This is a genomic window from Paraplanobispora siamensis (assembly GCF_016863175.1).
GTDB classification, from domain to species: Bacteria; Actinomycetota; Actinomycetes; order Streptosporangiales; family Streptosporangiaceae; genus Planobispora; species Planobispora siamensis.
The window spans coordinates 66,563-86,491 of record NZ_BOOJ01000045.1 but is presented as its reverse complement, the minus strand read 5'-3'; the positions used below and the strand labels follow the sequence as shown (position 1 = coordinate 86,491).

At 71.8% G+C, this 19,929-nt stretch carries 15 protein-coding genes; 13 read left to right on the top strand and 2 right to left on the bottom strand.

Going from position 1 to position 19,929, the window contains the following annotated elements; genetic code table 11:
• The first annotated feature begins 63 nt into the window (after positions 1–63).
• From Psi01_RS26390 to Psi01_RS26370, 5 genes are read left to right on the top strand one after another with little or no spacing between them, the layout of a single operon-like run.
• Positions 64–1,038 (top strand): ABC transporter substrate-binding protein, encoded by a 975-nt coding sequence (locus tag Psi01_RS26390; protein WP_204066798.1) that lies wholly within the window; start codon positions 64–66, stop codon positions 1,036–1,038.
• Positions 1,035–2,276 (top strand): FecCD family ABC transporter permease, encoded by a 1,242-nt coding sequence (locus Psi01_RS26385; protein ID WP_239128032.1) that lies wholly within the window; start codon positions 1,035–1,037, stop codon positions 2,274–2,276. The genes Psi01_RS26390 and Psi01_RS26385 overlap by 4 nt, the downstream gene beginning before the upstream one ends.
• Entirely contained in the window at positions 2,273–3,121 is an 849-nt protein-coding gene (locus tag Psi01_RS26380) for an ABC transporter ATP-binding protein (protein ID WP_204066797.1), read from the top strand. The genes Psi01_RS26385 and Psi01_RS26380 overlap by 4 nt, the downstream gene beginning before the upstream one ends.
• Positions 3,105–4,094 (top strand): COX15/CtaA family protein, encoded by a 990-nt coding sequence (locus Psi01_RS26375; protein WP_239128031.1) that lies wholly within the window; start codon positions 3,105–3,107, stop codon positions 4,092–4,094. Before Psi01_RS26380 ends, Psi01_RS26375 begins: the two co-directional genes overlap by 17 nt.
• Positions 4,095–4,109: 15 nt before the next feature.
• Positions 4,110–4,799, top strand: coding sequence for a SanA/YdcF family protein (locus Psi01_RS26370; protein WP_204066796.1), 690 nt, complete (start codon positions 4,110–4,112; stop codon positions 4,797–4,799).
• A gap of 28 nt (positions 4,800–4,827) precedes the next feature.
• Here the strand turns inward: Psi01_RS26370 and Psi01_RS26365 are convergent, their stop codons facing one another.
• Positions 4,828–5,973, bottom strand: a complete 1,146-nt coding sequence (locus Psi01_RS26365) for a PrsW family intramembrane metalloprotease (RefSeq protein WP_204066795.1) — start codon at positions 5,971–5,973, stop codon at positions 4,828–4,830.
• Positions 5,974–6,074: 101 nt separating this feature from the next.
• Positions 6,075–7,028: a heme o synthase gene (locus Psi01_RS26360; RefSeq protein ID WP_204066794.1), complete on the bottom strand. Its 954-nt coding sequence runs from the start codon at positions 7,026–7,028 to the stop codon at positions 6,075–6,077.
• A 384-nt stretch (positions 7,029–7,412) separates the two neighbouring features.
• Here Psi01_RS26360 and tkt point away from each other — a divergent pair, with 384 nt between their 5' ends.
• From tkt to Psi01_RS26320, 8 genes are all read left to right on the top strand, one after another.
• The gene (tkt, locus tag Psi01_RS26355; protein ID WP_239128036.1) at positions 7,413–9,446 is read left to right on the top strand and encodes a transketolase; all 2,034 of its coding nucleotides are present in this window, start codon (positions 7,413–7,415) and stop codon (positions 9,444–9,446) included.
• A gap of 2 nt (positions 9,447–9,448) precedes the next feature.
• Entirely contained in the window at positions 9,449–10,552 is a 1,104-nt protein-coding gene (gene tal, locus Psi01_RS26350; RefSeq protein WP_204066792.1) for a transaldolase, read from the top strand.
• Positions 10,553–10,557: 5 nt separating this feature from the next.
• The gene (locus tag Psi01_RS26345; protein ID WP_204066791.1) at positions 10,558–12,180 is read left to right on the top strand and encodes a phosphoglucose isomerase-related protein; all 1,623 of its coding nucleotides are present in this window, start codon (positions 10,558–10,560) and stop codon (positions 12,178–12,180) included.
• Between the two features lie 44 nt (positions 12,181–12,224).
• Positions 12,225–13,796 (top strand): glucose-6-phosphate dehydrogenase, encoded by a 1,572-nt coding sequence (zwf, locus tag Psi01_RS26340; RefSeq protein WP_204066821.1) that lies wholly within the window; start codon positions 12,225–12,227, stop codon positions 13,794–13,796.
• Between the two features lies 1 nt (position 13,797).
• Positions 13,798–14,712 carry a glucose-6-phosphate dehydrogenase assembly protein OpcA gene (locus Psi01_RS26335; protein ID WP_204066790.1) on the top strand — a complete coding sequence of 305 codons (915 nt, stop codon included), beginning with the start codon at positions 13,798–13,800 and terminating at the stop codon, positions 14,710–14,712.
• A gap of 111 nt (positions 14,713–14,823) precedes the next feature.
• Entirely contained in the window at positions 14,824–15,597 is a 774-nt protein-coding gene (gene pgl, locus Psi01_RS26330; protein ID WP_204066789.1) for a 6-phosphogluconolactonase, read from the top strand.
• 500 nt (positions 15,598–16,097) lie between these two features.
• Positions 16,098–17,729 (top strand): phospholipase A2, encoded by a 1,632-nt coding sequence (locus Psi01_RS26325; protein ID WP_204066788.1) that lies wholly within the window; start codon positions 16,098–16,100, stop codon positions 17,727–17,729.
• A gap of 149 nt (positions 17,730–17,878) precedes the next feature.
• Positions 17,879–19,921, top strand: a complete 2,043-nt coding sequence (locus tag Psi01_RS26320; RefSeq protein ID WP_204066787.1) for a S8 family serine peptidase — start codon at positions 17,879–17,881, stop codon at positions 19,919–19,921.
• Positions 19,922–19,929: the final 8 nt, after the last annotated feature.

The following is a 19,929-nucleotide window of genomic DNA, read 5'->3' as shown; positions in this document are numbered from 1 at the left end:
CCCACATGCGGTGGCACACCGGCCACCCGGACAGAACACACCGATCAGAAGGAGACGCCCTCCATGAGAACCGTCACGTCCCGCGCGGCCCTGGCCCTGCTCGCCGGAACCGCCGTGCTCGCCGCGGGGTGCGGCGGGGGCGAGGCGCCCACCGCCGCCGCGCAGGTCCCGGCGCGGACCTCGGCCGCCCCGGTGGAGGTGAGCAACTGCGGCGCCACCTATCGCTTCGACGGCCCGCCGCAGCGCGTCGTCACCTCCAGCACCATCGCCACCGAGATCGTGCTGGCCCTGGGCGCCCGCGACCGGCTGGCCGGCGCGGTCGCGCCGGGCGAGCTCCTGCCCGAGGTCGCCCCCGCCTTCGACGGGGTGAACATCATCGCCAAGTCGGCCTTCCCGCCCCCGTCCAAGGAGACGGTGTTCGCCGCCGGCCCCGACTTCGTGGTCAGCGGGTACGGCGACGACTACGGGCCCAAGGCCCTCGGCGACCGGGCGCTGTTGCGCGAGGAGGGGGTCAACTCCTACCTTCTGTCCGGCAACTGCCCCGGCCGCAAGGCCACCGTCGAGGACACCTACACCGACATCCGCGAGCTGGGCCGGATCCTCGGCGCCGAGGCGAAGGCCGGGGAACTGGTGACGAAGCTCAAGACCGAGGTGGAGTCCGTGCTGCCGGTCTCCGGCACGCCGAAGGTGTTCGACTACGCCGGAGGACTGGAGAAGCCGAGCACCGCCGGGTCGAACGGCCTGATCGACGATCTCATCCGCCGGGCCGGGGGCGAGAACGTCTTCCCCGAGGTGACCTCCTACGCGCAGATCTCCTGGGAGGAACTGGTCAAGCGCGACCCGGACGCCATCGTCGTGGAGGACCAGGCGTTCGAACCGGCCGACAAGGCCATCGCGTTCCTCACCTCCTACGAGCCGATCAAGAACGTCACCGCGATCAAGGAGAAGCGGTTCATCGTGATCCCGGTCAACGACACCCAGCCCGGCCTGCGCAGCGGACGGGCGCTGAAGACGCTCGTCGCCGGGCTGACCAGGTGACCTCCTCCGAGACCGGGACTGAGACCCGAACCGAGGCCGGGGCTGAGAGCGGGACCGGGACCCGAACCGAGGCCGGGGCTGAGAGCGGGGCCGAGAGCGGGACGGAGTCCCAGGCCCCGCCGGGTTCCTCAGCGAGGCATCCCACGGCGCCCTCCGCACGGGGGCCCTCCTCCGGAGGATCCGCCGCCCCGCCTCGGGCGGCGGGCGGACGGCGCCTCGCCTTCCCGGCCGTCCTCGTCCTGCTGGCGGCGCTGCTGGGCGTCTCGCTCGTCGCGGCCGTCGGCCTGGGGCCGGTCTCCATCCCCTTCGCCGACGTGGCCCGCATGCTCGGCCACCGGCTGCTGCCCTGGCTGGTGCCGCAGGCGCCGGGCGGACCCAGGGCGGTCATCGTGCTGGACATCCGCTTCCCCCGGGTGCTGCTCGGCGCGGTGGTCGGGGCGGGGCTGGCCGTCGTGGGCGCGGTGCTGCAGGCCGTACTGCGCAATCCCCTGGCCGACCCCTACATCATCGGCGCCAGCTCCGGCGCCTCCCTGGGCGCCGTGCTGGTGATGCTGGCGGGACTGTCGCCGTTCGGGCCGCTGTCCCTGCCGCTGTCGGCCTTCGCCGGGGCCATGGCCGCCTTCGCGCTGGTGCTGGCGCTGTCGCGGCGCGGCGGGCAGGTGGCCCCGGCCAGGCTCATCCTCGCCGGTGTGGCGGTCGCCGCGCTCACCGAGGCCGTCACCAGCTACATCGTGCTCACCACGCCGGAGAAGGAGGTGCGCTCGGCGCTGTTCTGGAGTCTGGGCGGCCTGTCCGGCACGCAGTGGCGGGACGTGGGCGTGCCCGCGCTGGTCGTCGCCGCGGCCGCCGCCTGGGCGGTGTCCCGGGCCGGCCCGCTCAACGCCCTGGCCCTGGGCGACGAGGGCGCCACCAGCCTGGGTGTCGAGGTCGACCGGCTGCGGCTGTGGCTGATCGTCGTGTGCGCGCTGGTCATCGGCACGGTCGTCGCGGTGAGCGGCGGCATCGGCTTCGTCGCGCTCATGGTCCCGCACGCCGTACGGCTGGCCTCCGGCGGCGACAACCGCCGGCTGATCCCGATCGGCGCTCTGGCGGGGGCGCTGCTGCTCGTCTGGGTCGACGTGGCGGCCCGGATGCTGAACCGGCCCGACGAGATCCCCATCGGAGTGATCACCGCGGTGCTCGGCTCGCCCTTCTTCCTCATGCTGCTCGTCCGCGCCGATCGGAGGGGTCCGCGGTGAACGTCGACGTCCAGGGCGTCCACTGGCTGCACGTGCTGCGCGACGTCAGCCTCACCGCCGGGTCCGGGCGGGTGACGGGGCTGATCGGTCCCAACGGCAGCGGCAAGTCGAGCCTGCTGCGGTGCGTCTACCGCCGGATCCGCCCCGACCGCGGCCGTGTGCTGATCGACGGCGCCGACGTGTGGCGGACCCCGGCCCGCGAGGTCGCCCGGCAGGTCGCCGTCGTCGCCCAGGACACCCCGGCCGACCTCGACGACAGCGTCGAGCACGTCGTCGCGCTGGGCCGGATCCCCCATCTCGGCGCGCTGGGCCGGCTCTCGGCCGCCGAACGGGAGCTGGTCGCCGAGGCGATGGAGATGTGCGAGATCACCGGCCTGGCCCGCCGGCCGTTCGCCACCCTGTCGGGAGGCGAGCGTCAGCGGGTCCAGCTCGCCCGCGCGCTGGTCCAGCAGCCCCGGCTGCTGATCCTCGACGAGCCCACCAACCATCTGGACCCGCGCCACCAGGTCGACCTCCTGCGGCTGGTCCGCGCCCTGGGCGTCACCGTCCTGGTGACCCTGCACGACCTGCAGCTGGCGGCCGCCGCCTGCGACCGCCTCGTCGTCCTGGACGGCGGCGCGGTCGTCGCCGACGGCCCCGTGGCGCGGGTGGTCACCGAGGACCTCCTGCGCGCGGTCTACCGGGTCGAGGCCGAGGTCGGCCACGGGAGCGACGGCCTGCCCAGGATCTTCCTGCCGTTGCGCCGGCCCGGCGGGACGGCGCCGGCGGTCGCCGCCCGGGGCGGGGCTGCGGGCGGGACCGGGCATGCGGGCACCTACGATGTGAGCCGTGAACCAGCTTCTTGACCTGCCCCGCCGGCACGCCGTACGCCTGTTCCGGAGCGTGTGGGCTCCGACGGCCGCCGGTATGCGGTGGTGGGCCCTGGCCGCGGTGGTCGTCAACGCCGGGATCACGGTGACGGGCGCGGTGGTGCGGGTGACCGGGTCGGGGCTGGGCTGTCCCACCTGGCCCCGGTGCACTCCCGACAGCTTCGTCCCGGCCGCCCACGAGGGGATCTCGCCGATCAACACGGCGATCGAGTTCGGCAACCGGCTGCTGACCTTCCTGGTGCTGGTCGTGGCGGTGGCCTGCGTGCTCGCCGCGCGGCGGCTGCCGTCCCGCCGACGCGACCTGGTCCGCCTGGCCTGGATCCAGCCGTACGGCGTGGCCCTGCAGGCGTTCTGGGGCGGCGTGGTGGTGCACACCGCGCTCAACCCGGTCACCGTCAGCCTGCACTTCCTGTTCTCCGTCGGCATGATGGCCGCGGCCTGCGTGCTGTACGCCCGCGCCGGGGAGGGGGACGGGCCGGTGCGGTCCCTGGTCCGCCGCGACATCCGCGTGCTCGGGCACGTGCTGGTCGCCGCGGTGCTGGTGCTGATCCTGGCCGGGATGGTGGTGACCGGCACCGGCCCGCACTCCGGGGACGAGATGGCCTCGCGCTTCGACTTCGACATCGAGACCGTGGCCAGGATCCACGCCGACGCCGCCTACCTCGTGGTGGGGCTGACGTTCGCGCTGATGTTCGCGCTGCGGGTGACCGACGCGCCGGAGCGCGCGCGCCGGGCGGCGCTGGTCCTGCTGGGGGTGGAGCTGGCCCAGGGGGTCATCGGCTACGTCCAGTACTTCCTGGCCGTGCCGGCGTTCCTGGTCGGCCTGCACGTGCTGGGCGCGACGCTGGTGTGGATCTTCACGCTGCGGGTGGTGTTCACCCTGCGGTCGCGGGACCCGCTCGACGCTCCGGCCGGAAATCCCGACAAACTGGACAAAGTACCCGCCTAGCGGGAGGATGACCGGATGCGGCTCTCCCCCTCGCGCACGGTCCTGCGGCGTTCCTACCAGGCCGCGGTCCTGCTGAGCGTGCTGGCGATCACCCCGCTGACCTGGGCCTGGCTGTCCAGCTCCGGGCACCGTACGGTCGCCGGCTCCTCCCCCTCCTGGATCTCCGAGGTGCCCGAGGCGCCGGCCGCGCTGGTGCTCGGCGCGGGCATCCGCGGCGGCGCCCCCACCCCCATGCTGGCCAGGCGGCTGGACATCTCCGCCGAGCTGTACCGGGCGGGCAAGGTGCGGGCGATCCTGCTGTCGGGCGACAACAGCGTGGCCGGCTACGACGAGCCCACCGTGATGCGCGACTATCTGACCGCGCGCGGCGTCCCCGTCCGGGCGCTGGTCCTGGACTACGCCGGCTTCGACACCTGGGACTCCTGCGTGCGGGCGCGCGACGTCTTCGGCGCCACCCGGCTGACCGTGGTCACCCAGGTCTTCCACCTGCCCAGGGCCGTCGCGCTGTGCCGTACGGCGGGCCTGGAGACCTTCGGCGTCGGCGACGACTCCACCAAGCAGTGGGCCGCGGCCACCTACGGCTACGCGGCCCGCGAGTTCCTCGCCGCGGCCAAGGGGTTCCTGGACGCCGTGGTGCTCGACTCCTCCCCCGTCTTCCCCGGTCCCCGGGAGACGACCCTGGACGCCGCGATCCGGGGCGGCTGAGACTCGAACCCGGATGCGGCCGGGCGGCTCAGCCCCGGTGCAGGCCCTGCCCCACCCCGGGGAAGTTGCGGCGCGCCTCGGCCATGCACGTCAGCAGGGCGTGCTGCTCGTCGTTGAAGGTGCGCTCGTCGATCACCCGGCGCGCGGCGCGCTCGTGCAGCAGGCCGAGCTCGGTGGCGGCCAGCTGGTAGTCGCTCATCGCCCGCAGCCCGCCGCGCCCGCCGTGCGTCCTGGCCCACTGCCGCGCCTGCCTGCGGCCGGGCAGCGAGGACAGCATGGAGACGTCGTACGGGGAGACCAGGCCGGTCGCCTGGTAGGCGGGCAGATAGCCCTGGATGAGGCCGACGATGCGCTTGCGGTCGCGGACGATGACCCCGATCAGGACGAACAGCACGATCATCAGCAGCAGGTAGGCGGCGGCCAGCCCGGGGAAGCCGACATAGGACGCCAGGCCGTTCCAGATGCCGTGCAGGAGCATCGCGCCGATCCAGCCCGCCGCGATGACGCCGACCCGCCCGGGACCGTGCCGCTGCGCCGCGTAGGCCACCGCGACCCCGATCATCGAGGTGAACAGCGGGTGCGCGAACGGCGACAGGATCCCCCGCAGGACGACGGTCACCGCCAGGCCCTGGGCCCCCATCTCGTCGAGGGCGGCCACGTAGTAGCTGACGTTCTCGCTCATCGCGAAGCCGAGGCCGACCATGCTCGCGTAGATGACGCCGTCGGTGGGACCGTCCAGCTCGGCCCGCCTGAAGCGCAGCAGCCCCAGCAGGACCAGGCCCTTCATGGTCTCCTCGACCACCGGGGCGCCGAAGGTGGCGGTGAGGTTGCGGGCGTCGGCGTAGTCGATGGCCGCGGCCTGGCCGATGTAGAGCAGGTTGAGGGAGTTGATGACGCCCGCCACCAGGACGGCCACGCCCGCGCCCCAGCCGAAGGCGAAGATCAGGTTGCTGCGCGGCTCCGGCTCCATGCGGTCCAGCGCGAGCACCGCCGCCAGCAGCACCGGGACCGGGGCCAGCGCCAGCGCCAGCGCGATGAAGAAGAAGACCGGGTCGCCGTTGAGCACGTCGAAGGAGAAGGACACCAGCCCGCACAGCCCGGTCACGACGAGCCCCGCGATCAGCGCGACGGACGGGCGGTCCTTGAACACCCATCGAGGATCACGGCTCGCCATGGGGCAACGGTAACTGATCGTCAATGTCCTGTCCCCCCGGCCCCGCCGCGCCCGGAGTCCCCTCCCCGGTCCCGCCGTGCCCCGGGAGGAGGAGCCCGCGCTCAGACGAGCATCGAGTCGATCGCGACGGCCAGGAACAGCAGCGCCAGGTAGGCGTTGGACCAGTGGAAGAAGCGCATCGGGCGCAGGTCCACCCCGGTCTTGCCGGCGTTGACACGGCCCAGCAGCCCGTGGACCTCCCACAGGCACACCGCGCCCAGGACCGCGGCCACGATCGGGTAGAGCGGCGTGGTGCCCGCGATCGGCCACAGCAGCAGCGAGCAGAGCACGGTCGCCCAGGTGTAGAGGATGCACTCGACCGCCACGCGCCGCTCGGTGGCGACCACCGGCAGCATGGGGACCTTCGCCGTGGCGTAGTCCTCCTTGTAGCGCATCGCCAGGGCCCAGGTGTGCGGGGGCGTCCAGAAGAACACCACGCCGAACAGCACCACCGGCGCCCAGTCGAGGCCGCCGGTGACGCCCGCCCAGCCGATCAGCACCGGCATGCAGCCCGCGATGCCGCCCCACACCACGTTCTGGGCGGTGCGGCGCTTGAGGACCATCGAGTAGACGAGCACGTAGAACAGGTTCGCGCCGAGCGAGAGGGCGGAGGCCAGCCAGTTGACCGTCAGGCCGAGGCCGACGGTCGACAGGACGCCCAGCACGATGCCGAAGATCAGCGCGTTGACCGGCGGGACCTGCTCGCGGGCCAGCGGCCGGCGGCGGGTGCGGCGCATCGCGGCGTCGATGTCGCGGTCGACGTAGCAGTTCAGCGCGTTCGCGCTGCCCGCCGACAGGGTGCCGAACACCAGGGTGTTGACGGCGATCCAGAGCGGTGGCAGGCCCTTGGCCGCCAGGAACATCACCGGCAGCGTCGTGATCAGCAGCAGCTCGATGATCCGCGGCTTGGTGAGGGCGACGTAGGCCTTGACGACGTCGGCCAGCGAACGGGGCGCGGCGTCCGTGTCCACGCCCTTCTCGAGCGGGGCCGTCGCTTGCTTGTCGGTCAGCACCATCTAGGGCGCTTCCAGAACGTGCGGGGTCAACGCGTAACCTCTGATCAGAACGGATCCGTGATGCGGGCACCAGCCAGCTTGTGGACCTCAACTGTAGTTGCCCTGTCGGCCGGTCCCGGCACGGGGGCACGGACCATGCGGCAAGGTGCCCCATATGGGGTACTTCGCCAGGCTAATTACCGCTCCTGGCGACTCGCCCCGGCTCGGTGTTACTCCACGGTCGGGGTGCCGAACCGTTAGGGTCCGGTGTGGGCGGGAAATGCCAAACCAACGGCACCATCACAACTAGATCCGGAGATCGAGCACTTGAGCAGCGAACTCGTGCCAGCCCTCGAATGGAGCGACCTGGACCGACAGGCGGTCGATGTCGTACGGGCCCTGGCGATGGACGCAGTAGAGAAGGCGGGTTCGGGTCACCCCGGCACCGCGATGAGCCTGGCCCCCGCCGCATATTTGCTTTTCCAGCGCACCATGCGACACGACCCCTCCGACCCGGCCTGGCCGGGCCGGGACCGTTTCGTCCTGTCGTGCGGCCACACCAGCCTGACGCTCTACATCCAGCTCTATCTGTCGGGTTACGGGCTGACCTTGCACGACCTGGAGATGCTGCGGCAGTGGGAGAGCCTGACCCCGGGCCACCCGGAGCACGGCCACACCGCCGGCGTGGAGACCACGACCGGCCCGCTCGGCCAGGGCGTCGGCAACGCGGTCGGCATGGCGATGGCCGCCCGCCGCGAGCGCGGCCTGTTCGACCCGGACGCCGAGCCCGGAACCAGCCCGTTCGACCACATGATCTGGTGCTTCGCCTCCGAGGGCGACATCGAGGAGGGCGTCAGCCACGAGGTCAGCGCCCTGGCCGGCCACCAGAAGCTGGGCAACCTCGTCGTCGTCTTCGACAGCAACCACATCTCCATCGAGGACGACACCCAGATCGCGCTGAGCGAGGACGTCGTCAAGCGCTATGAGGCCTACGGCTGGCACGTCCAGACCGTCGACTGGACCCAGACCGGCGAGTACGCCGAGGACGTCCAGGCGCTGAACGAGGCCCTGGAGGCCGCCCGCCGGGTGACCGACAAGCCGTCGTTCATCCGGCTGCGGACCATCATCGGCTGGCCCGCGCCCAACAAGCAGAACACCGGCAAGATCCACGGTTCCGCCCTGGGCGCCGAGGAGGTCGCGGCCACCAAGAAGGTCCTGGGCCTGGACCCGACCAAGTCCTTCCACGTCCCGGACGAGGTGCTGGAGCACGCCCGCCAGGTCGTCCAGCGGGGCCGCGCCGTCCGCGCCGAGTGGGACAGGTCCTACGAGCGCTGGCGGGAGGCCAACCCCGAGCGCGCCGAGCTGTTCGACCGCATCTCCCGCCGTGAGCTGCCGGACGGCTGGACCAAGGCGCTGCCGGCCTTCGAGGCCGGTTCCTCCATGGCCACCCGCAAGGCCTCCGGCGAGGTGCTCACCGCGCTCGCGCCGGTCCTGCCCGAGCTGTGGGGCGGCTCGGCCGACCTGGCCGAGTCCAACAACACCACCATGAAGGGCGAGCCGTCCTTCATCCCCGAGGAGTTCCAGACCAAGGAGTTCCCCGGCGGGCCGTACGGCCGGACGCTGCACTTCGGCATCCGCGAGCACGGCATGGGCTCGATCCTCAACGGCATCGCCCTGCACGGCGGCACCCGTCCCTACGGCGGCACGTTCCTGGTCTTCAGCGACTACATGCGTCCCGCCGTACGGCTCGCGGCGCTGATGAAGCTGCCGGTCACCTATGTGTGGACGCACGACTCCATCGGCCTGGGCGAGGACGGCCCGACCCACCAGCCGGTCGAGCACCTGTGGGCGCTGCGCGCCATCCCCGGCCTGGACGTGGTGCGCCCGGCCGACGCCAACGAGACCGCCGCCGCCTGGCGGGTCGTGCTGGAGCACACCGACCGCCCCGCCGCGCTGGCGCTGACCCGGCAGAACCTGCCGGTCTACGAGGGCACCGCGGACGCCTGCAAGGTCGCCAAGGGCGGCTACGTCCTGCAGGACGCCTCCGACGGCCAGCCCAGGGTGATCCTGATCGGCACCGGCTCGGAGGTCGAGCTCGCCGTCAAGGCGCGCGAGATCCTGGAGGCCGAGGGCATCCCGACCCGGGTCGTGTCGATGCCGTGCGTCGAGTGGTTCCACGCCCAGGACGCCGCCTACCGGCAGACCGTGCTGCCTCCGGCGGTGCGCGCCCGCGTCGCCGTGGAGGCGGGAATCGCGCTGGGGTGGCGGGAGTTCGTGGGAGACGAAGGGGTAGTGGTGAGCCTGGAGCACTTCGGCGCCTCCGCTCCCTACAAGACCCTCTACGAGCAGTTCGGCCTCACCGCTGAGCGCGTGGTTGCCGCGGCCAAGGGCAGCCTTGCCAAGACGGGCGCCGACAAGGGCGAGACGACGGGAAACTGATCATGACTGAGATCCTGAAGAACCTCTCCGGCCAGGGTGTCTCGATCTGGCTGGACGACATCAGCCGCGAGCGGCTGCGCACCGGCAACCTGGAGGCCCTGATCCGGGACAAGCAGGTGGTCGGCGTCACCTCCAACCCGACGATCTTCGCCTCCGCCCTCAGCAAGGGCGACGCCTACGACATCCAGCTGCACGACCTGGCCATCCGCGGCGTGGAGGTCGAGGAGGCGGTCCGCGCCATCACCACCTACGACATCCGCTGGGCCGCCGACGTGCTGCGGCCGGTCTACGACGCCACCTCCGGCGTCGACGGCCGGGTGTCCATCGAGGTGGACCCGCGCCTGGCCAGGGACACCGCCAAGACGATCGCCGAGGCGCGCGCGCTTTGGTGGATGGTCGACCGGCCCAACCTGTTCATCAAGATCCCGGCGACGGTCGAGGGCCTGCCCGCGATCACCCAGGCCATCGCGGAGGGCATCAGCGTCAACGTCACGCTGATCTTCTCCCTGGAGCGCTACCGCGCGGTGATGGACGCCTGGCTGACCGGCCTGGAGCAGGCCAAGGCCGCGGGCCTGAACCTGGCGGAGATCGAGTCGGTGGCCTCCTTCTTCGTCAGCCGCGTCGACACCGAGATCGACAAGCGCCTGGACAAGACGGACTCGGCGGAGGCGAAGGCGCTCAAGGGCAAGGCCGCGGTCGCCAACGCGCGCCTGGCCTTCGCCGCCTTCGAGGAAGTGATGAACTCCCCGCGCTGGCAGGAGCTGCGCGCCGCCGGGGCGCGGCCCCAGCGCCCGCTGTGGGCCTCCACCGGCACCAAGGACCCCAGCTACCCCGACACCCTCTACGTCGACGAGCTGGTCACCGCCGGCACGGTCAACACCATGCCGGAGAAGACCCTCGACGCCGTCGCCGACCACGGCAACATCACCGGCGACACCGTCCGCGGCAGCTATGAGGAGGCCTGGAACACCATGGCCGCCCTCAAGGAGGCCGGCATCGACTACGACGACGTCGTGCGGGCGCTGGAGGAGGAGGGCGTGCAGAAGTTCGAGGCGTCCTGGACCGAGCTTCTGGAAACCGTCAGCGCCGAGCTCCGGAAGGCGTGACGGCCATGTCAGTGTCCGTGACGTTCAACGAGGAGCGCCTGGCCGAGCTGGCCGCCGAGACGGCCCGCCGGCTCGTCTCCGAGGGGGTCCACGAGGCCCTCGCAGGCGGCGACTCGACGCTGTGGGGCGAGGACGCCCGGGCCGAGGCGGCCATCCGCCTGGGCTGGCTCAACCTCCCCCTGACCAGCAGGGAGCTCCTGCCCGAGATCGGCAAGCTGGTCGAGCGCACCCGCGCCGAGGGCCTGAACCATGTGGTCCTGGCCGGCATGGGCGGTTCCTCCCTGGCCCCCGAGGTCATCTGCGCCACCGCCGACGTGCCGCTGACCGTGCTCGACACCACCGACCCCGCCCAGGTGGCGCGCGCCCTGGGCAACCGGATCGAGCAGACCGTCGTCGTGGTGGCCAGCAAGAGCGGCGGCACCGTCGAGACCGACAGCCACCGGCGGATCTACGAGAAGGCCTTCCGCGAGGCCGGCATCGACCCGGCCGGCCGGATCATCGTGGTCACCGACCCCGGCTCGCCGCTGGAGCAGGCCGCGATCGAGGCGGGCTACCCGGTCATCCTCGCCGACCCCAACGTGGGCGGCCGCTACAGCGCCCTTTCGGCCTTCGGCCTGGTGCCCAGTGCGCTGGCCGGGGCCGACGTGGAGCAGTTGCTCGACGACGCCGCCGCGGTGCGGCCGCTGCTGGCCCAGGCCGAGGGCAACCCCGGCCTGGAGCTGGGCGCCGCCCTGGGCGCCGCCGCCGCGGCCGGGCGCGACAAGCTCCTCCTCGAGGACAGCATGTCGGCGATCAACGGCCTGCCCGACTGGATCGAGCAGCTGGTGGCCGAGTCCACCGGCAAGTCCGCCAAAGGCATCCTGCCGGTCGTCGGCGCCGACCCGAACGAGGCCGACGACGAGCTGGTCGCCGGGATCGACTCCGACGGCTCGGTGACGGTCAGCGGCCCGCTGGGCGCGCAGTTCCTGGTCTGGGAGTACGCCACGGCGATCGCCGGGCGGGTGCTCGGCATCGACCCGTTCAACCAGCCGAACGTGACCGAGTCCAAGGAGAACACCGGCGCGCTGCTGTCCGCCGGCGAGCTGCCCTCCGGCACTCCGGCCCTGGTCGACGGTCCCGTCGAGGTGTACGGCGCCGAGGCCGAGGGGGCCAAGGACCTGATCGAGGTCTTCACCCGGCTGCTGCACGCCATCCCCGAGCGCGGCTACATGTCGATCATGGCGTACCTCGACCGGGAGGCGGCCTTCGACGCCCCCGTGGCCGACGGCGCCTCCTTCGACGAGATGACCGACGCCTGGATCGCGGCCGACCCGGTGACGTTGCGCGCCCTGCTGGCGCACCGGACCGACCGGCCCATCACCTTCGGGTGGGGACCCCGCTTCCTGCACTCCACCGGCCAGTACCACAAGGGCGGCCCGCAGAACGGGGTGTTCCTGCAGATCACCGGGGACAACGAGACCGACCTCGAGGTGCCCGGCAAGCCGTACACCCTGGGCCGCCTGCAGCTCGCGCAGGCGCTGGGCGACCAGGGCGCCCTGGTCAAGCGGTCCCGCCCGACCGTACGGCTGCACCTGACCGACCGCGCCGCCGGTGTCGCGCGCCTGCTCGAGGCAGCACGGGAGCTCTGATGACCGAGTCCAAGCCGCCGACGCACGCCGAGGACTCGGTGGCCATGGCGTCCACGGCGTCCGCGGCGGCGACCACCGGGATCACCGAGGAGATCGTGGCGGCCAACCCGCTGCGGGACCCGCGCGACAAGCGCCTGCCGCGGGTGGCGGGGCCGTGCGTGCTGGTGCTGTTCGGTGTGACCGGTGACCTGGCACGCAAGAAGCTGCTGCCGGCGATCTACGACCTGGCCAACCGGGGGCTGCTGCCCCCAGGCTTCTCCCTGGTGGGCTTCGCCCGCCGTGAGTGGCGTGACCAGGACTTCGCTCAGCTCACGCATGACGCGATCAAGCAGCACGCGCGCACGCCGTACCGCGAAGAGGTCTGGAAGCAGCTGTCGGAGGGCATCTTCTTCTGCCCCGGCGAGTTCACCGACGACGGCGCGTTCGACGCGCTGGCGATGATGCTCAAGGAGATCGACGAGACCCGGGGCACCGGCGGCAACTACGGCTTCTACCTGTCGGTGCCGCCGAAGTTCTTCCCGGTCGTGGTCCAGCAGCTCAAGCGGACCGATCTCGCGCACGGCCCGGAGGAATCCTGGCGCCGCGTGGTGATCGAGAAGCCGTTCGGGCACGACCTGAAGAGCGCCCAGGAGCTCAACGCGATCACCAGCGCGGTCTTCCCGGAGAGCTCGGTCTTCCGCATCGACCACTATCTGGGCAAGGAGACCGTCCAGAACATCATGGCGCTGCGGTTCGCCAACAACCTGTTCGAGCCGATCTGGAACCGGGGGTACGTCGACCACGTCCAGATCACGATGGCCGAGGACATCGGCATCGGCGGCCGGGCGGGATACTACGACGGCATCGGCGCGGCCCGTGACGTGATCCAGAACCACCTGCTCCAGCTGCTGGCCCTGGTGGCGATGGAGGACCCGACCTCCTTCGACGCCGACACGCTGCGCCGGGAGAAGGAGAAGGTCCTCAAGGCGGTGCAGCTCCCGGGCGACCTGGCCCACTCGACCGCCCGCGGGCGTTACGCCTCGGGCTGGCAGGGCGGTCAGCCGGTCGTGGGTTACACGGAGGAGGAGGGCATCCCCGAGGACTCCATCACCGAGACCTACGCCGCCATCAAGCTGGAGATCGCCAACCGCCGCTGGGCCGGGGTCCCGTTCTACCTGCGCACCGGCAAGCGGCTGGGCCGCCGGGTGACCGAGGTCGCCGTGGTCTTCCAGAAGGCCCCGCACCTGCCGTTCAGCAAGGACGACACCGAGATCCTCGGGCACAACGCGCTGGTGATCCGGGTCCAGCCGGACGAGGGCATCACGGTGCGCTTCGGCTCCAAGGTGCCGGGCACCGCCATGGAGGTCAGGGACGTCTCGATGGACTTCGCCTACGGCGAGTCGTTCATGGAGTCCTCCCCCGAGGCCTACGAGCGGCTGCTGCTGGACGTGCTGATCGGCGATCCGCCGCTCTTCCCGCACCAGCGGGAGGTCGAGCTGTCCTGGAAGATCCTCGACCCGATCGAGGAGTTCTGGGCCTCCCAGGGCCCGCCGGAGGACTACCCGGCCGGCACCTGGGGTCCCGCCTCGGCCGACGAGATGATGGCGCGCGACGGGCGCGTGTGGAGGAGACTCTGAGATGACGAGTTTCATGCTCAGCGACACGACGGCGTCGAAGATCTCCTCCCAGCTCACCCACCTGCGCCACCAGATGGGCAGCCCGGCGGTCGGCATGGTGCTGACCCTGGTGGTGGTCTGCGACGAGAGCGGGCAGTACGACGCGGTGCGCGCCGCGACCGAGGCGGCCCGGGAGCACCCCTCCCGGATACTGGTCGTCATCGGCCGCGACCCCGAGGAGCCGAACCGGCTGGACGCCGAACTGCGCATCGGCGAGTCCACGCCGGGCGAGGTCATCCTGCTGCGTCTGTACGGCGAGCTGACCCGGCACGCCGACTCGGTGGTCAGCCCGCTGCTGCTCACCGACACGCCGGTGGTGGCCTGGTGGCCGCGTGAGAGCCCGGAGATCCCGGCCAAGGACGCGATCGGGCAGCTCGCCCTGCGACGGATCATCGACGCCCGCCCGGCGTCCGATCCGGTCAAGGCGGTCTCCGGCCGCGCCCGCTCCTACGTCCCCGGGGACACCGACCTGGCGTGGACCCGGCTGACGCCGTGGCGCAGCCTGCTGGCCGCCGCGTTCGACCAGCCGGTCGGCAAGGTCAAGAAGGGCGTCGTGGAGGCCGCCTCCGGCAACGCCAGCGCCCCGTTGCTGGCCGCCTGGCTCTCCGAACGGCTCGGCGCCCCGGTCAAGGTCGCCGACTCGGAGGGCCCCGGGCTGACCGGGGTGACGCTCTCCACGGCCGACGGCACCATCAAGATCACCCGTTCGGACGCCCGGCTGGCCACGCTCTCGCGTCCCGGCCAGCCCGACCGCCGGGTCGCCCTGACCCGCCGCACGACCGCGGAGCTGCTGGCCGAGGAGATGCGCCGGCTCGACCCCGACGAGGTCTACGAGGCCGCTATCCGGCGGATCGGCCGGACGGGCAGGTCCTCCTGACATCCGGCGGGCGCCCCGGTCGCGGGGCGCCCGCCGGCCGTCTTCCCGCGTCCTCCTCTCCGAGGACCCGTGAGATTTCCGAAGACCCCTTGAGTTAAGAGAGAGCGTGCCGTGAGTGTTCCCAACGTCGTCGTCCACCGGGACGCCGACATGCTCGCCAAGGCCGTCGCCGCCCGGGTGATCACCCGCCTGGTCGACGCGCAGTCGGCCAAGGGCTCGGCGTCGCTGGTGCTGACCGGCGGCACCGTGGGCATCGCCACGCTGGCCCAGATCGCCGCCAGCCCGGCCCGCGACGCCGTCGACTGGCGCCGCCTGGACATCTGGTGGGGCGACGAGCGCTTCCTGCCCTCCGGCGACCCCGAGCGCAACGAGACCGGCGCCCGCAAGGCGCTGCTGGACCACGTCGACCTCGACCCCGAGCGCGTGCACGTGATGCGCGGCCCCGACTCGGGGATGACCGCCGAGGAGTCCGCCGAGGCCTACACCGAGGAGCTGCGCCGGGCCGCGCGCCCCGAGGACCACGGCCCCGCGCCGTCCTTCGACGTGCTGCTGCTGGGCATGGGCCCCGACGCCCACATCGCCTCGCTGTTCCCCGAGATGCCGGCGCTGCACGACACGCGCCCGGCGGTGGCCGTGCACGGCTCCCCCAAGCCGCCGCCCACCCGCATCAGCCTGAGCCTGCCGGTCATCCAGGGCGCGAACGAGGTGTGGGTGGTCGCGGCCGGTCAGGACAAGGCGGGAGCCGTACGGCTCGCGCTGTCGGAGGCCGGACCGGTGCAGGTCCCGGCCGCCGGCGCCCGCGGCCGCCGGCGCACCCTGTTCCTGCTCGACCGCGCCGCCGCCGCCAAGATCCCCGCCTCTCTGGGCCGGATCTCCTCCCCCTGACCGCTCCCGCCGGGCCGGCCCTCCCGGCGACCCGGCCATAAATGACAACATGCGGCCGGAATATTGCAGCAGGAATAAAAAATGTCTTCCGTCAAGCCGCACCGGTAGAAATCCAAGCGAATACCCGCCGTTGGCATCAGGGCCGGCGCAACGGCGGGTGATCACCTTGAATTTCCCGGGAAATCGGTCGTACCACATTCCCCGCGCCCGCCGAATCAATCGCACGGCGCAGCAGCATGGACCGAGAAGGCTGGCCTGAACTGCGGTGACATCGCGGCGCATCGACCCGCCCACACCGCGGAGCAAGGAAAACGCCGAAACAGGAAAGGCGTCCACCACCAATTCAAGCAACCGCCCGTTCCGTTGGAGCGGTGCATCGGGGACATAATACCGCCGTAAACGATCACGCTCGGTGATCTTCTTCTCGGGCGCTTGTAGGGCGATCTTCGATCACTTACGTTCCAGGTGATCACTTCGCTCACCCCCCCGAGGAGGCGCACGTGCGCCGATTAGCGAGCACCGCCGTCATCGCAGTGGCCCTACTCCCCCTGATCTTCCCCACGACATCCGCCTCGGCGTCCACCCGCGCCGCCGAGAACCCCGATCCGGCCCCGGTCCAGCAGATCGGCCCGGGTCGGTACCTCTCCGACAGCGGCACCTTCAAGATCAGCGAAATCGACGTGCCGGCCGGTTCGATCGGCCGCAGGCACGGCGTGATCTCCGTGGACGGCGGCCTGGCCCGCCCGCAGTCGGCCCCCCAGTCCCGTCCCGAGCTGGCGGTCTTCGGGCCCGGCTGGCAGACGGAGTTCCTCGGCGGCATGATCAACCGGAAGCTGGAGGTCCAGAACGGCGCCGTCGTCGTCACCGACCTCGCCGAGGGGGAGAGCGCCCGCTACGAGCTGCGCAGCAGCGTCTCCTTCCCCGGCGGCGGCGGTGTCCGGCGGTACGAGGCCCCCGACGGATCCAAGGTCACCGAGACGACCCGGTGGGACTCCGCCGCCGGGACGATGCGCACCTCGATCTCCGAGACGGTCGCGACGAACCTCGGCGACCAGCAGCCGGAGGAGGGTGACGACACCTTCACCGGCGCCGACGGCGCCCCGCTCAGCTCCGCGGCGCTCAACCTCACCTACGGCTGGACCCGGCTGGACGGCCTGCAGAGCGCCGACGCCTGGAGGGTGACCGGCCTCGGCAACACCGCCCACGGCACCTCATCGGTGGGTTACGACGCCCAGGGACGGGTCAGCACGATCAGGGAACCGGCCGCCGGCGACGCCCCCGAGGAGCTGCTGACGATCCGCTACGCCACGGCGACCACCGCCACCTCCGCCGCGTTCGGCGACTACGCGGGCCGGCTCAAGGAGATCACACTCACCTCCGGCGCCACGGCCCCGCAGACCGTGGCCCGCTACGGGTACGACCCGTCCGGTCTGCTCCGCACCATGACCAACCCCGGCACGGACGCCTCTCCCCAGGCCGCCTACGCCTACGACGCGATCGGGCGTCTGACGTCGATCGCCTCGCGTAACCACGGCACGTGGGAGCTCTCCTTCGCGGCGGGCACCGCGGCGCCCACCGCGACCTCCACCGATCCCACGGTGCCGCCCCCCGGCGATCCCCTTCAGGGCGCGACGGGAATCGACGACCCCGGGGCCTCCGGACCGCCTCAGGGCGACTTCCCGCCGGGTGACGTCTCCGGCCCGCAGGCCTACCCCTCGTACTGCTACTACGCCGCGGCCTGGCTGTGGTACCACAGGAGCGGCTGCGCGGCCTGGGCCGCGCACTACGGCTGGCACAAGCCGTACTGGAAGCGGCTCCCCAGCGGCTACTGGGTCGTCGGCATCAACCACGACCACTGCACGAAGGCCGTGGACAAGCCCCTGGGCTATGACTTCCGCCCGGCCTGCGACATGCACGACTACGGTTACGGGCTGATCGGCAACACCTACAAGCGATACAAGTACTACCTCGACCGGTATCGCAGGGTCGACGTGGACGACCTGTTCTACACCACGCTGCGCGACTGGACCTGCTCCGCGTACCGGATCAAGGGCACCTGCAGATCGCTCGCGTGGACCTACCGGCAAGGGGTCCGCCTCGGCAATCCCAAGAACGGCGCGAACGCGACCTGAGCACCCCTGGCGAGCCACGCCCGAGCGTGGCGGCCGGATGGCGGGTCCGCCCGCCATCCGGCCCGTCCAGCCGTGACAGGCGCGCTCCCGTCATCTCTCCATGAAGCCTCCATGGAGCACGGATCTCTTCGCTTTTAGGCGGAACTTGCATGAAGAAATCGATCGTCTCCTGCGTCGTCACGGCGCTGGTGTCCGCAGGAATCGCAGGAATCGGGAGCGCACCGGCCGGCGCCGCGCCGGTGAGCACGTATGAGCAGGCCGCTTCGGCGCCCCCGCAGGTGGACCCGGAGTTGCGCAACCGGGTCGCCGGCGGCGGCAGGGTCAGGGTGAACGTGGTCACCGAGACCCGCAAGGAGATGCCGGACGCGGCGCGTTCCGGCCGGGTGCTGCAGACGTTGTCCCGGCTCCCGGTGGTCACCTTGAGCGTGGACGAGGCGGCGCTGGAGCGGCTGACCGGCCTGCCCGGCGTGGTCAGCGTGACCGAGGACCGGCCGGTGCCGCCGGTGCTGGCCCAGAGCGTCTCGCTGATCGGCGGGGACCGCACCCGGGAGGCGGGCATGACCGGCGCGGGGAGCGTGGTGGCCGTGCTGGACACCGGCGTCGCCGTCAACCACCCCTTCCTGCGGGGCCGGGTGGTCGCCGAGGCGTGCTTCTCGCCCGCCGATCCCGACTACTCCGCCTCCAGCCTCTGCCCCGGCGGCACCGACCAGCAGGAAGGGGCCGGCGCGGCCGACGCGGAGAGCGGGCCGTGCGCGGACGCGGCCCTGGACTGCGACCACGGGACGCACGTGGCCGGGATCGTGGCCGGCAACGGCCAGAACCTCGCCGGGGCCCCGGCCGCCGGTGTCGCCCCCGCGGCCGAGCTCGTCGCGATCCAGGTGTTCAGCAAGTTCGAGTCGGAGGACTTCTGCGGGCCGGGGGCCGCGCCGTGCGTGCTGAGCTTCACCAGTGCCCAGCTGGCGGGACTGGACAAGGTCCTGCAGCTCAAGGAGGCCGGGACGCCGGTGGTGGCCGCCAACTTGAGCCTGGGCGGGGGCCGCTACACCGCGCCGTGTGACGACGACCCGCGCAAGCAGGCCATCGACGACCTCCTGGAGGCCGGGGTGGCCACGGTGGTGGCGGCCGGGAACGACGGGTTCGGCGACGCGGTGAACGCGCCCGCCTGCGTGTCCTCGGCTGTCACGGTGGGCAGCACCACCGTCCAGGACGAGGTGTCCGGCTTCAGCAACCGCGGCCCGCTGCTGGACGTGTTCGCCCCCGGGACGGCCGTCGTCTCCTCGATGCCCGGCGGCGGGTGGGCGCCGATGAGCGGCACCTCGATGGCCGCCCCGCACGTGACCGGGGCCTTCGCGGTGCTCCGCCAGGCCTTCCCCGGCAAGACCGCAGCGGAGCTGGAGGCGGCCATGAAGACCACCGGCAGGGCCATCGCCTACCCGGGCGCCACCACTCCGCGGCTCCAGCTCGACGACGCGGCCCTGGGAGCGGGGCCCGGGCCGGAGCCGGCGCCCGCCCCCACCTACGACAACTGGACCTCCCGCGCCATCCCCGACCCGGGCGTCGTGGAGTCGTCGATCGTGGTGGAGGGGATCCTCGGCAACGCGCCGGCGAACCTGGAGGTGTACGCCGACGTGCACCACTCCTGGCGGGGTGACCTGAAGATCGATCTGATCGCCCCGGACGGCAGGACCTACCCGCTGCGGGCGCCGGCCGCCGGGGACGACGACGACTTCATCCACGAGAACTACCGGGTGAACGCCAGTTCCTCGCCGGCGAACGGAACCTGGAGGCTCCGCGTCCAGGACGTCAAGAGGAACGACACGGGGAACATCTTCGGATGGATGCTGACCGTCCCCCAGCTCACCAACTGGACCAGGTACGACATCCCCGACCGGGGCACCGCGGAGTCGTCCATCGTGGTGGGCGGGATCCCCGGCAACGCGCCGGTCAATGTGAAGGTCTACGTCGACGTGCACCACTCCTGGCGGGGTGATGTGAAGGTCGATCTGATCGGTCCGAACGGCAGGGTGTACCCGGTGCTGGCGCCGAGCCCCAAGGACAGCGAGGACATCATCCACGAGACCTACACGGTGAACGCGGGCTCCTCACCGGCGAGCGGGACGTGGCGGCTCCGCGTCGAGGACGTCGCGGCAGGCGACACGGGCTATCTCGACGGATGGATGCTGACGCTCTAGCCGTGCCC

Excerpts from the sequence above, each read along its gene's own strand:
- Psi01_RS26390 (WP_204066798.1), top strand. The coding sequence starts at position 64 with ATGAGAACCGTCACGTCCCGCGCGGCCCTGGCCCTGCTCGCCGGAACC.
- Psi01_RS26370 (WP_204066796.1), top strand. The coding sequence starts at position 4,110 with ATGCGGCTCTCCCCCTCGCGCACGGTCCTGCGGCGTTCCTACCAGGCC.
- Psi01_RS26365 (WP_204066795.1), bottom strand. The coding sequence starts at position 5,973 with ATGGCGAGCCGTGATCCTCGATGGGTGTTCAAGGACCGCCCGTCCGTC.
- Psi01_RS26360 (WP_204066794.1), bottom strand. The coding sequence starts at position 7,028 with ATGGTGCTGACCGACAAGCAAGCGACGGCCCCGCTCGAGAAGGGCGTG.
- tkt (WP_239128036.1), top strand. The coding sequence starts at position 7,413 with ATGGACGCAGTAGAGAAGGCGGGTTCGGGTCACCCCGGCACCGCGATG.
- tal (WP_204066792.1), top strand. The coding sequence starts at position 9,449 with ATGACTGAGATCCTGAAGAACCTCTCCGGCCAGGGTGTCTCGATCTGG.
- Psi01_RS26345 (WP_204066791.1), top strand. The coding sequence starts at position 10,558 with ATGTCAGTGTCCGTGACGTTCAACGAGGAGCGCCTGGCCGAGCTGGCC.
- zwf (WP_204066821.1), top strand. The coding sequence starts at position 12,225 with ATGGCGTCCACGGCGTCCGCGGCGGCGACCACCGGGATCACCGAGGAG.
- Psi01_RS26335 (WP_204066790.1), top strand. The coding sequence starts at position 13,798 with ATGACGAGTTTCATGCTCAGCGACACGACGGCGTCGAAGATCTCCTCC.
- Psi01_RS26320 (WP_204066787.1), top strand. The coding sequence starts at position 17,879 with ATGAAGAAATCGATCGTCTCCTGCGTCGTCACGGCGCTGGTGTCCGCA.